This is a genomic window from Mesomycoplasma molare (assembly GCF_024918955.1).
Classification (GTDB): domain Bacteria; phylum Bacillota_I; class Bacilli_A; order Mycoplasmatales; family Metamycoplasmataceae; genus Mesomycoplasma_A; species Mesomycoplasma_A molare.
In genome coordinates this window covers 835087-849262 of sequence record NZ_CP103423.1, presented here as the reverse complement: position 1 = coordinate 849262, position 14176 = coordinate 835087, and the positions used below count along the sequence as shown (strand labels likewise).

10 protein-coding genes are annotated in these 14176 nt (G+C 25.7%); all 10 read left to right on the top strand.

Features of this window, described 5'->3' with window-relative positions:
• Positions 1-230 precede the first annotated feature (230 nt).
• The 10 genes from NX772_RS03850 (at position 231) to NX772_RS03805 (ending at position 14175) form a co-directional block, all read left to right on the top strand.
• A complete protein-coding gene (locus NX772_RS03850) occupies positions 231-626 on the top strand; it encodes a hypothetical protein (RefSeq protein WP_259429372.1) in 396 nt (131 codons plus the stop codon).
• Positions 627-652: 26 nt separating this feature from the next.
• Positions 653-2989, top strand: a complete 2337-nt coding sequence (locus tag NX772_RS03845; RefSeq protein WP_027123612.1) for a type 2 periplasmic-binding domain-containing protein — start codon at positions 653-655, stop codon at positions 2987-2989.
• A gap of 2 nt (positions 2990-2991) precedes the next feature.
• A complete protein-coding gene (locus NX772_RS03840) occupies positions 2992-3480 on the top strand; it encodes a hypothetical protein (RefSeq protein ID WP_027123611.1) in 489 nt (162 codons plus the stop codon).
• A complete protein-coding gene (locus NX772_RS03835) occupies positions 3481-6621 on the top strand; it encodes an ABC transporter permease subunit (protein WP_027123610.1) in 3141 nt (1046 codons plus the stop codon). It begins immediately after the preceding gene.
• Positions 6621-7574 carry a sugar ABC transporter permease gene (locus NX772_RS03830; RefSeq protein ID WP_027123609.1) on the top strand — a complete coding sequence of 318 codons (954 nt, stop codon included), beginning with the start codon at positions 6621-6623 and terminating at the stop codon, positions 7572-7574. The genes NX772_RS03835 and NX772_RS03830 overlap by 1 nt, the downstream gene beginning before the upstream one ends.
• Position 7575: 1 nt before the next feature.
• Complete coding sequence (locus NX772_RS03825) at positions 7576-8778, top strand: ABC transporter ATP-binding protein (RefSeq protein ID WP_027123608.1); 1203 nt, start codon at positions 7576-7578, stop codon at positions 8776-8778.
• Entirely contained in the window at positions 8778-9326 is a 549-nt protein-coding gene (locus NX772_RS03820) for a hypothetical protein (RefSeq protein WP_027123607.1), read from the top strand. The genes NX772_RS03825 and NX772_RS03820 overlap by 1 nt, the downstream gene beginning before the upstream one ends.
• Positions 9301-11055 (top strand): alpha-amylase family glycosyl hydrolase, encoded by a 1755-nt coding sequence (locus NX772_RS03815; protein ID WP_051542220.1) that lies wholly within the window; start codon positions 9301-9303, stop codon positions 11053-11055. Before NX772_RS03820 ends, NX772_RS03815 begins: the two co-directional genes overlap by 26 nt.
• A 142-nt stretch (positions 11056-11197) precedes the next feature.
• Positions 11198-13423 (top strand): P68 family surface lipoprotein, encoded by a 2226-nt coding sequence (locus NX772_RS03810; RefSeq protein ID WP_259429371.1) that lies wholly within the window; start codon positions 11198-11200, stop codon positions 13421-13423.
• On the top strand, positions 13423-14175 hold the full coding sequence (locus tag NX772_RS03805; protein WP_051542218.1) for a thermonuclease family protein: 753 nt from the start codon (positions 13423-13425) through the stop codon (positions 14173-14175). Before NX772_RS03810 ends, NX772_RS03805 begins: the two co-directional genes overlap by 1 nt.
• The last annotated feature ends 1 nt before the right edge of the window (position 14176 follow it).

Sequence of the window (14176 nt, the reverse complement as noted above, 5' to 3'; positions counted from 1 at the left end):
ATCGAAAGATTCTTTTTCTAAAAAAAGCACTATATATCCAAATATTTTTGCTTGATATATATTCTTTTTATATCAAGCAAAAATGCCTATAAATAGGCAAAAAATCACAAATTATACTTAAAAATTCATAAAAATTAATAAAACATGAACAAATAAAAAAATGTTTTATATTATAATTATTAAGTAAGTTTTAATTTACTTGCATCAAAATATGATAGAAATAAAAAAAGATGAAAGATTTTATATTAGGAAAACCCCCTATTAGGAGAAAATATTTACCTAAAGTTATTGAACATTTATATTCATTGTTTTCAGCAATAATTTTTAGTGTAAATTTAATTTTATTAATAGTGTTATTTATATTTGATAATAATAAAACCATTGCTGATAAATTTTTTAATTTATTAAACAAAACAGAATTTAGATTAATTATTGCTATTTTTGTTTTTATTTTTTTAGCTAACATTCTATACTCTATAATATTATTTATTATTTTACCCAAAACAGAGCAAGGGCATTTATTAGTTTATTTAGAAATAACATTTTTAATATTATTTGTTTTATCTCCGTTTAATATATTAGTTTCTTTCGCTTGTTTAAAATATAACGAAATTGTTTTTGAATAAATTTCAATTAAAAAGAAGGAATATTTATGAAAAAGTTTAAAAAAATATTAGGATTAACAGTTTTTGCATCTCCTTTAGCTGCATTAATTTCTTGTGGATCGCCTGCTGGAACAAATGAATTTGCTGGTTCTAAAGAAATTATTGTTGCACAAGAAGGGAAACAAACTCAATTTTGAAATGCTGTTAAAGCTGAATTTGAAAAAACAGAATTATATAAAGAAGGATACAGAATTAAAACTGTTGAGAAAGACGTCTTTGGTGCCATCGATGTTATTACTCAAATTGGTGCAACAGATAAAAATGCTCCAGATTTAATTTACGCTCCAAACGATAGAATTACTGACTTATTAGCTAAAAAAGCAATTGCTGTTTGAGATGATAAACTAAAAGAAGAAATTTTTAACGTAGTTCAAGCTTCAGATGAAGAGAAAAAACAAGTTTCTGATTTTGGTTACTTTAGTTCAAGAAATCCTAAATATGCAAAAGGATTTTATAACTTTGCACATAACAAAGAAGGAATAGTTGTTATGTCTAAAAAACCTCTAGAAGAGGTAAAAACAGAACTATCAAATACTGCTACAGATGAAATGGTAGAATTAGTAAAAGAAGGGAAAGCGTTCTTCAGAATTCAAGATGGTTGATACGGAAACGGAGTATTTGGTGGAGTATTAACAAAAGATGAAATGTCTAAAGTTATTTATAAAAATGCTGAAACAAATAAATGAAGTTCAGGATTTATAACTACAGATCCAAATCACGCAAAATTCAAAGAAGCAGTTAATGTAGCTGCAGAATTAATTTGACCAGTATTTGAAGCTGCTTATTTAAAAAGTGAAACAGAATTCCAATCAACTAAATGACATACTAAAGGTATAACTCAAGCAGATTTAAAAAATCTTTTAAGAAATGATCAAAATGCTGTTCAAAAAACAGTTTTCGAATTATTAGAAGCTGGTAAATTAGATTATGCTTTTGTTGGTTCATGAGACTTTGGAAATGCTGCGAAATTAGGTATTAATACCTTCTTCCACGCGCCTAAATTAAAAGGACAATATGATTATAAACAAGCACCTGGTACATGATCATGAGCAATTAATTCAAGAAATAATGGATCAAGCGATAAAAGAAAACAAGCTTTAGGAGAAGTTTTAAAATTAATTTTTAAAGTAGATTCATATTATGGATACTTTAAAGGTGATACAAAAGTTCCTTTATTTAACAAAGTTCAAAAAGAATTACAAGCTAAATCAGATCAAGATGCAGCTACAGGAAATACAAACTTCCAAAGCATATTAACAAAATCAAAATATTCAAGCGCAGATGCTTTATACAAAGCATACGATAAATTATTATCAGGTGTAAATGAAGCTTTATCAAAAGTGTATGGTAGAGATAAATCATGATCTCAAGATACAAATAAAACTGATTTATTAAATGAAGCAAATCTTTACACTGAAACTGTAGATAAAACAAAAGATAAATATGTATATATTACAGATGAAGTATTTAATAAGTTACCAGACCTAAAAAAAGCAGCAGCATTAAGAAATGTTATAGCAGCATTATTAGGATTAACCAATTTAGATGAACTTAAAGGTACAGCTGGAGATCAATGACAAGTTGCAAACACATTAAGCAAAACAGGATCATGACCAAAAGAATACCAATTTAACGAAAATAATGCGCATGTTAGAAACATAGAAGCAGCGATTTTCGGAGCTAAGACAGATGAAGGAGCATTCTTGGCGGTCGCTGAAGAAATTAAAGAAGAAGCTAAAAGAACAGCTAAATTAGAAGAAGTGAAGAGAAAAGCAAAAGAATTCTCAAATACATATGCTAAAACTACTGTTTCAGATGATGTAATTAATAAAGCAGCAGAATTATATTTCAATAACTTTATTAATCAATCAGATTGATTAAAATGACAAAGTGAATATAAAACATTATTTGAAAGTCAAAAAGCTTCACAATTATTCCCTAAAGAAGATGGAACAGAAGTAAATGGTACAGCAACAGCAAAAGAAGTAGAAGATGCTATTTTAGAATCAAGAAGATCTTCAGTAGCTAAAAAAGTTATTGATGTTATTTCTTCAACAACTTCATTAACACAAGGTGGATACGGAACACTAAAACTTCAAGAAGAAAGATTAGATAGAGGTAATCCACAATTCGGTTCTTATTGAGGAAACTGAAATGATAAAACTTGAGGGAATCAACAATTCTACGAAGATTTAGCTAAAGATAAAAATAATAATGATACATTAGAAAAATTCCAAGCATCATTAGTTAAAAAATTAAGTAATGTATTTGCTGATACTGCTAAAGCACAAGATAGTTCAAATGCATTAGATTACATTAAATAATAATGAAACCTAAAATACAAATAGAAAGAAGAATGTTTTATTTACTAATTATTCTTCTTTCTATTTCTAATATATTGTTAATTTTTTGACTCTTAGATGGGTTAATATTAGGAACAACAGCTTTTGATAACTTTTTAGAAAACGAAAGAATCACTGCTATTAATAATTTTATAATATTAAGATATGCTGGATATATTAGTAATTCCATATTACTTATTGCTTTTTTAGTAAATATTTTAACTTCTAAAAAACAAGGAGTAGGTTATTTGTTTGGAATTATTTGAATTATTTTGTTTATAGGTATTTTATTAGTTCCTTATTTTTCTAGTGGATCATTAACAGAAAATTGAATTAGATTAACAATCGTTATTATTTGATCTTTTGTTTTTCCTTTGTTAATAATATGTATAGTTAAAATTATGTTTAACTTAAGAATAAAGAGACAAAATTATTATTATGAAAAAATAAAATTTTATAAAGGAGGTAAGTAGATGGAAAAAATTAAAATGTGAAATTGATATGGCGAAAAGTTTGATAAAAAAATCAATGATTCTAAATTATCTTATTCTAATTATTTAAATCAGGTTCAAAATGTTTACGATCGTGATAAAAGAAATTTAGATTTAAAGAAAAAAATTAATAAAGATCTTTTTGTAAAAGCTAAAAGAAATTTATTAGATGAAGAAAAAAGATCTTTAGATACATTAAAAATTTCTAGTAAAAATCAATTGCAAGTGGTCAAAGAAACTTATAAACAATTAAAAATAGCAAATAGTTTAATTTCTTTAATTCAATTCGAAATAAAAAAAATAGATAAAAAAAATCTAGAATCAGCTCAGTATGTAAGTAATTATTACAAAATGCTTTTAAAAACCGCAGATGAAGCTTCCGTTAAAGAAGAAAATATGACTTCTATCTTAAATAAAGCTCAGTCAGATGAAAAGATTTTGTTGTTAAATAAAATTTACTTATTAATTATTTTAAAATACTTAAAATACACAAAAAAGAATGAATTAGATATAGTTGAATTAGAAGAATTATTAAATAAAACCCCATCTATTTTTAAAACAATAGAAATTGATACATTTTATCTATCAGAGGGTAAAGAAAGGGTTATAAAACTATTTAATAGATTAAAAAATAAACAAGCTAAACTTTTAGTTCAAAAAGAAGAAATTAAAAAAGAAATTCCTGAAATTAAAAAAGCATCTTTAAGTAAATTAAAAGAAGATGTTAAAAATCTTAAAGCTAATTACAAACAAAGAATTTTAGAAGCAGAATTTTCTTATAATAAAGAATATGATGAAGAACTTTCTTTACTAAAAAATAATTTAATAGAAAGAAAAAATAAAGTTAAAGAAAGAAAAGAAGAAATAGAAAAATTATCTATTGAAAAAGAAGAAAAACTAAAACAATACAAACAAACTAAAAAACTAGAGGAAAAAGAAATCTTTAATACCTATAAAAAAGAATTAAGATTATCTTTAGAATTAGAAAAAATATTTAACAAATATAAAAAATTACTAGTAATAAACAAAATATTAAAATTAAAACAAAGAAATTATATTGAGCACTATTATTCTCTTTATAAAAAACAAATAATAAATAAATATATCAATACTAATGAATATAACAAAGATATTTTACGTTTAACAAAATATCATTTCAATTCACTTTATAAAAAAATATATTTAAGTTATAAAAACACAGATGACGCAAAGAAAAATGTAATTAAAATACACATGTCATCTAATTTACCTTTAATTTTCAGATGAAAATATAAAGCGAATGCTATAAGATTTGCTAAATCTAAATATTTACAAAAATTAGGAAATAGCAAAAAAGATCATTCGTATGATGGAGACTTTTTAATTAGTAAATCATCATCATTATTTGAATATGCACAAGATACAAATAAAGTATTAAATTATTCCGCGGATGAGATTAAAAAATCTAAATTGATTTTAAATAAAATAAAAAATTCTCCTACGCAGGATTATGAACAAGAATTTAAAAATAACATCAAAGAAATTAAAGAAAACTATAAGAAAAAAATTAATGAATTAAAGCTTCGTTATAAAAATAAAGATATTACTAAAAAAGCTTATTTATTTAAATTAAAAGAAGAAAAAATTCTTTTAAAAGAAAGTATTGTGTCCTTAAAATTAAATAACGAAAAAGAAAAACACAAAGTTGTAGTTAAAACACAATATAGTAGATTAAGTTCACAACTAAAAATATTTAAAAAAATCTATGAATCAAAAGTAGTAGAATCAATTAAACAAATTCCGATGGAAAACAAAAAGGGAGCAAAATACAAAGGTTTATTTTTAAATTTATTGCTTCCTGGTTTAGCACAATTATTCTTATTTAAAGAAATTAAAAAAGGAATTTTATTATTATTAATTTCTTTAATTTTATATGGATTATTTGTTCCATTTTCATTTGGATTAACATGAAATAAAATTGGTGGTATTCAGGGAATCATTGATTTAGGAGCATCTATTCACGATTTTTCTTTAGGAATATTACCTGATGCAAGATTTTATATGTTTGGAGCAGCGGCTTCCTTAATACTTTTAGCATTAACCTTTAGTTTTACTATAGCTAATGCTGTAGGGGCTTATAGACAAGGTAAGTTATTAGAAGAAGGTTTAAGACCACAAAACTGAACTCAAACTAAAAAATGATTATCAGAACAAGGATTCCCTTGATTAATTTCTATTCCTGGGTGATTTTTAATAGCATTTATTGTTCTAGTTCCTTTAATGACTTCATTATTTATTTCTTTATCAAATACAGGATTCCAACATACTCCTCCTCAACAAATTGTAGATTGAGTAGGATTTACTCAATATGGAAAATGATGAATTTTTAGGTCTAATGGACTATTAACTTCATTATCTAGAGTTATTTCTTGAACATTAATTTGAACATTCGTAACTTCAATAAGTGTTATAGTAACAGGAACCATTTTTGCAATTTTAGTAAATAGTGAAAAAGTTAAATTTAAAAAATTCTTTAGATTAATTTACATTATTCCATGAGCTATACCAGCCTTTGTTACAATAATTTTCTTAAAATCAGCCTTTCAAGGAGATTCTAATTCTTTAATAAATTACATACTAATAAAATTAGGAATAATAAAAGATGGAATAAACTTCTTCGGAAGTATATATTGAGTAAGATTTTTACTAATTGTTATTCAAACATGATTAGGGCATTCATATATTTTCTTATTAATTACAGGTAATTTACAGTCAATACCTAAAGATATTTATGAAGCAGGAGAAATAGATGGAGCTAAACGTTCTAAACTATTTCAACACATTACATTACCAATTTTACTTTCATCATTAGCACCTTTATTAATAGGTCAATTCACTTTTATGTTTAACAACTTTACTATAATTTCACTATTTTCAAATGGTGGTCCTAATTATTCTGAACAAACTGTATTCCAAGAGTCTGGTTCAGATATAATTATTTCTTGAATTTATAAATTAACAACAACTGTACAAATTGATGGTAATATTGCCTTTTCATCAGCGTTAGTAATATTAGCATCAGTATTCTCGGTATCAATAGCAGCTTATGGATTTGCTAAAAGTGCAGCGAAAGGGGGGAAATAATGAATTTGTATTCTTTAAAAAGCAAAATAAAACATGAAAAACTAAAATTTTCATCTTTTAAAAATAATCAAACCAGAATTCATACTTCAGATTCTAAACCTTTAACTGTTGCAGAGGGAATTTTTCTATTTTTTAACTATATATTATTAATAGTTTGAACATTGATTATTTTATTCCCTGTGGTTTCAATGATACTAGCTTCTTTTAATACTTTTAACCCTAAATATATTTCTTTATCTCCAGAATTTTATAAATTCGGTCTTGATAACTTTAATTATTTATTTACAAGCCCTAGAAGTAAATATACAAATTGATATTTAAATACAGTATTAATAGCTTTATCTACAATGTTAATAACAGTAGTGTTTGTAGCATTTAATGGATATGCGTATTCTAGATTCAAATTTGCAGGTTCTAAACATTCCCTTTCGGTAATTATGTTATTACAAATGATTCCTTCAACAGCTTCATTAATTTCTTTATATATAATAGTAGCTTTAGGTAGAGATTCATTTGGTATAGATCCAAGGGTAACATTAACTATCATTTATTCAGGTGGAGCAATTGCGGGAAATACTTTTGTTTTCAAAAGTTACTTAGATTCTATTTCTCGTGAGTTAGATGATTCAGCTAAAATTGATGGTTGTGGTAATTGAACTTTATTTACAAAAATATTATTACCAGTGGCAAGACCAATGATTGCAATTATATCTTTATGATCATTTTTAATCCCATTTGGCGATGTTATATTACCTAAATTTGCAATTACAAACTTAGAACAAACTACATTAGCTGTTGGACTTGATACATTTATTTCAACCGAAGATAAAGAGATAAATGTAGGAGCATATTCAGCTGGTGCTTTATTAGCTTCTATACCTCCATTTGTATTATTTATGTTTTCACAAAGACATATAGTTGGAGGATTATCAGAAGGAGCGGTGAAAGGATAAAATGAAAAAAGATTCAAATTTAAATTATGAAAATATTAACATTGAAGACATTAATTCATATGATAAAGATTTTGATACATTTTTAAATGAAATTGGTGAAGTGGGGCAAAAATCTTCCGGTGGGAAAATTGAATTAGTGAATTTATCTAAAAAATATGAAGGAAATGATAAATGAACTTTAAAAGATATTAATTTAACAATTGAAGCAGGTAAATTTTGTATCTTTTTAGGACCTTCTGGTTGTGGTAAAACTACTTTATTAAGAATGATTGCAGGTTTAAATTCCATAACAAAAGGTGATTTATTATTTAATGGAAAAAGATTTAATAATCTTTCTCCTTCAGAAAGAAATATTGCCATGGTTTTCCAATCATATGCTCTTTATCCTCATATGAATGTTTATAATAACATGAGTTTTGGTTTAAAAATAGCTAAAGAGAGAAAAGATATTATTGATAGAAGAGTAAAAGATGCTGCTAAAATTTTAAAAATTGATAATTATCTATATAACAAACCAAAAGATTTATCTGGAGGACAAAGACAAAGGGTAGCTATAGGAAGAGCTATAGTAAGAAAACCTTCTATTTTCTTAATGGATGAACCTCTATCTAACTTAGATGCTAAATTAAGAGAATCTATGCGTAGAGAAATAGTTTCAATTCATAGATTATTAAATACAACTTCAATTTATGTTACACATGATCAATTAGAAGCTATGACAATGGGTGATCAAATCGTTGTATTAAACGAAGGAAAAATCCAACAAAATGGAACAAGTAAAGATCTTTACTTTAGACCAGCTAATATATTCGTTGCTAAATTTATCGGTTCTCCAACCATTAATCTATTAAACGGAACAAACAAAAATAATGAATTTCATTTGGAAAATACCAACTTTAAATTAGCATTACCTAGTGAATTAAAAGAAACCTTAAAAACAAAAGAAGAATTAATAATCGGTTTTAGAACAGAAGATGTTTTAATTCATGAACAAGAAACTGAAAATTCAATTAAAGGAAAAATTTTCAATATTGAATCATTAGGAAAAGAATTATCTATTGTTGTAAAAATTTCAGATTCTATTGAAATAGTAGCAACAGTGCTAAATAATAGAGACTTTGAACTATATCAATATGTATGAGTAACTTTTAACCAATCAAGAATTCATATTTTTGATAAACAAACCGAAGAAAGATTAAATTAATGAATTTTTTTAAGACATTTAGATATAGAAAAATTTTCTTTATTTTAAGCATAATTATTGCTTTAGTGTGTTTTGGTTTATTTTTCTTGTTTTACAATTCTATTACTGATTATTTAGAATTAGAAAAAACACGTTTTAAAGGCGAAAAAGAATTTTTAGAAGGTTCTAAAGTATTACCACAGTTACCAATAGTATATGCGCTATGAGCATTTTCAATTCTTTGCTGAATTGTGATAATAACAAACTCATTAATTGCAATTACATATTACAAAAAAGAAAAAAATACAGGAATAATGTTTTTAAAAATAAATATTGTTACATTTATTTTTTCAATAATTGCAATTTCTTTCTTACTTTCATTCCAACCTATAATTGATGAAACAGATATAGAAAATATTCTTTATCCACCAAATTATTTAGCGGGATGATTAATTTTTCTATTTTCAGTTTTAAATGCATTTTACGGTTTATTAACTTTTAAAAATTATGGTTATTTAAATATTAAAGGAGAAAATAAAGAAAATGAAAAAGAACATCTTCTGGTTTAGCAAAGCGTTTTTAGCTTGTGCACCATTAAGTGTTATTTCTTGTGCAAATGTAAAAGAAACATCCGCATGAGGAGATGAAAAATTTTATAAAGAATTTGGTAAATTAACTTATTCAGAAGATGATGAAAAGGCGCGTTTTATTGCGCCTTTTTCTAAAACCGAAAAAACTTCTTCTGTAATTTACCAAGTATTAGTATATGCTTTTGCTGATGGAAACAATGATGGAATTGGGGATTTTATAGGATTAAAAAATAATTTAGATTACTTTAGTAATTTAGGTATTGATCAACTATATTTATCACCAATTCATCCTGCCAGTTCTTATCATGGCTATGATGTTATAGATTATACTGATGTAGCGGAAGAACTAGGAGGTAAAGAAGCTTTTAATGAGTTTTTAATAGAAGCGCACAAAAGAGGGATAAAAGTTTATTTAGACTTAATTTTTAATCATACTTCTTTTGAACATCCTTGATTTCAAAAAGCTCTTTCAGGTGATCAAAAGTATCAAAACTTCTATAGATTTTACGATACAAAAATAGCAGATACAAATCAGGATACAGAGGAATTAAGAAACTTATTTCCTAATTTAAAAAACAAACAAGCAACAAATAAATACTATACATCTAAATTTTGAGCAGGAATGCCTGATTTAAATTTAGATAATCCGGAAGTAATTAAAGAACTAAAACATATTCAATCTTATTGAACAAAATTAGGTGTAGATGGTTTTAGATATGATGCTTTTGTGGAATTTTTTTCCTCTGAAAGAGAAACCAAAAATAACTATAATGAAAGCAAAATTTTTTACGAATTAAGGGAAGCTTCTAATGAAGCTTTAAAATCTATTAATAGAGACCAAGAAATATTCATGATGGGTGAATGGTGAAATGATACATTATCAGCTAAAGAATATTTAAGTTTCGACAACCAAAAAGCACTTGGCACAGTCTATGATGGCCAACATTGAAAAAATAATTGATTTGTAACAATTGATAATGAAGAATTAAAAAAATATTTAAAACAAATTAATGAAGAATTAAATACTATTTGAGTCCCTTTTTTAACAAATCATGATGTTGATAGATGGATAAATTCGTATAGGTTATCAGTAGGAGAAGAACCTTTACAAGTTGGTGATTTAGATAAACCACTTAGAGAAAAAGATATTGAAGCCATAAAAAATGCTTATTTTTATTTACTTGTTATGCCTGCTACTCCAATTATTTATCACGGAGATGAATTGATGCTTCATGCAAATAAAAAATTTGGTGATTCAGGAATGAGAGAACCCTTTAAATGAAAAGATTATTCTAAAAAAGTTGAATTCAAAGAAAGAAAAAATCCTAATGATATTATAAAAATTAATTTCTCTATTGATACTCCTTTTGTAGAAGAACAAGTTACTAACAATAATTCTGTATATTCTACAATTAAGTTTTTATTAAACTTTAGAAAAGAACATAATTTTATGTATTCGCAAAATTTACAAACAATAGGGAATGCTAGTGAATATATAGAAGAAGCTTCTGATAACACAATTGTAAGGCAATCTATAGATGGAAGTGAAAAATATCTTTTTATAAACTCTTTAGGTGATGCTCGAGAAAAAAACTTTAAAATTAAAAATAATAATCAATTTGAAGTTATTTATAATAAAGATGCAAAAATCGAAAATAATACAATAAAAATAGAAAAACAAGGCATGATAATTCTTAAAATAAAATAAATTAAATTTTTTTCAAAAAACAGAAAAAGAAAATGTATAATTTACCTATTAATTATGAAATTATTAAATAAACTAAAACAAAATTGTTAACAGAAATGAAAGAACAAGTGTTTTGGTTTTTTTATAATAAAAAGAGGAGAATATGAAAAGAAAAAAAATATTAAGTTTAACTAGTTTTGCCGCTGTTTCAGCGAGTATTGCTACTTTAGTTTCTTGTGGAGCACCGAGTACAAAATTTGATCAAATTGATGACAATGTACTAAAAATTGCAAACACATTTTCAGCGACATCTAATCAAACCGAAGTATTAAAAGAAGTTATTAAAAAATGAAATGAAAAACCTGAAGTAAAAGCTAAACAAGAAGGATACTTACCAATAGAATTATTTGCTATTAATGGTGGATATAATGGTTTAACTCAAGATTTAGGTCAAAAATTAAAAGCGAAAGCATCTTCAAGTTTATATAATTTAGCATTTAATTACCCTTCTGTAATAGGTACATTAGCTAAATATAATATGCAACTTGATTTTAATGGAGCAAATGAAAAGGAAAAAAGTATTGGAATTAGTCAATGAGTAAAAGATACTTTTTCTGAAAAATTTATAGAAAATAATAAACAAATTGCGGGAATTCAGAAAAAAGGGCAGGAAGATTCATTATGATTTATACCTAGCGCAAGATCTACACAATTATTAACAATTAATAAACCGGTTTTAGCATATATTGTTAAAATGGCGACAGCTGATTCTTTAGAATCTTCTAAAAAAGCTACAATTAAAGAATCCAGTAAAGCTTGATTTGATGAATTAGCAAAAGTTCTAGAAACAAAAGATTCACAAAAAAGCGATGAAGAAGTAGTTAAAGCTATTTGAAAAGATTATGTAGCTTTAACAAAAGAAGAAGGTGGATTTGGTGGTTATGAATTTTCAGTTGAGACTTTCCAAACATATAATGGATTATTTGATTTAACTTCTAGAATCAAAAAATCATTCCCTAAATCAGAAGAAGGGGATTACAACAATAGAGCAGAAAATGTTTTTGGTGTAGACTCAATTTCAAGTTTATTATATTTAATGGCATTTTCAGAAGTAGAAGGTGACTATACTAAGTTTTTATTTGGTCTAAATAAAGATAAAACTTCAGTTGACTATTCAGAAATAACAAAACCAAATTCTCCTAAATATGAATTATTCAAAAGTGCTTTTGAAAAACTTTCTAAATTAATTAATGAAAAATCATTATTTATTAAAAAAAATGCAGATTATTCTTCAAACCGTTTAAAAAATCATAAATTAGTTTTTGCGGTAAGTTCTACAGCGGGATATAAACATAACTTTACGAAAGATGATGTAGTTGATTATGTTTTTACGCTTCTAGGTAACGATTCTACAAAAATAGAAGGTTCTATTTCAGCAAAGTATTCAAATTATTTATACAAACCAACAGCAGATGAGATTTCTAAGGGAGCCATTGCTAAATACAAATCTACTACAGCTAAGGAAAAAGATAATTATACATACATATATGAAAATGAAGAATCTGAATATGCAAAGGATAAAAAGATAAAAAAACTTAAAGTGACACCTGAACTAAAATCTGCAATAGAAAAATTATCCAAATATTCTTCCGGACAAGCTGATGAAAAATTAGCATTACTTTCAAGTGATACCGGTTTTAGTAACCTAGATTCTAAAATATTAAAAGTTTTAGTTATACCTGCCGGACAAATTAAAGGTTACAATAATTATCTTGTGGATATTAAGTTTGAAAAACAAGATGATAAAGAGACTGGATATAGAAAATATGTAGTTCCAAAAGAATATTCACTTCAAGAAAATGAATTAGGATATGTAAATGTTCCCTTTAAAGCTAACGAAAATAAAAACAAAAAAGTCGCTATTGCGCAAGGGCCTTCATTATTAGGTATTCACGCAAGTGAAAAAGAAAATTTAGCAACATTAAACTTTGTTAAATGATTCTCTTCTCAAAAAGAAGATTGAACCATCACTTTAAAAGATGAAAACACTTCATCAAATTATAAACAAGTGAGTGCTTTAGAATTATTTGGTATTGTATCAGGATATACTATAACTTCTAAAGAATCATTAAAAGGGGACGTTCCATCAAATTATGATAATTTTAATAAGAAAGCTTTTGAACTATTTAAAGCTGCAACAGAGGGTGCTAATAAAGATGAGTATGTAATTTACGAAGACCCTACAGACTCTAGATCTTCAGAATTCAGAGATAAAATTGATGCTTCATTTTCAGCATATTCAAATAGAGTAAAACCAGGGAAAGCAGAAACATTTGAAGAATATTTAAAACAATTAGAAACAGCTCTTGGAGTTACTTTTAAAAGATAATGAAAAAATTTATAAAAACAACCGGTTTGGTTGTTTTTCCATTATTTTATTCAGCTGCTTTTGTTTCTTGTGGTGAAACATATGAACAAGAAAGTGAAAAATTACCTGCATTTGAAAATAATTTTCAACATATACCTGGAAAAATAGTCAGATGAAACGATGGAGATACTCCTATTGTAGATTTTGGAGATAATGAATTATTAAAAGGACAATTTTCAATTAGAATTAGCGGAATTGATACACCAGAAAAAAAATTAAAAGATACAGAAATTACTCCTTTAGAATACGAATATGCACAAAAAGCTACTGAGTTTGCAGAAAATTTATTACCCAAAGGTAGTGAAGTAATGTTGGTTTTTGAAGGTAGCGAACCTAAAACTTCTTACAATAGAAAAGTTGGTTGAATCTTTTATAAAGATAAAAATAAAGAGAATTCTTGATTAAACTATTCAGCAGAAATAGTTAGACAAGGACTTTCATTCCCCAATTTAGATAATGCTTCTGAAGTTAGTTTTAAAGAAAATATTTGATACACTGAAGGAATTAAATTATGAAATGCCTTTCATCAAGCATGAAATAAACATTTAAATATTTTTGAAGGTGTTAATAATGAGGGTGAATTATTAGAGAGATCATCACAAATTTACAAATCTAGAGGAGTTCCAAAACATTCACCATTTTTAAAAAGTGAAGAAGATAATATTTTAGTTAGACATTTAGAAAATAAAAGAAAGGAAAAGGAGGAAAAATAAA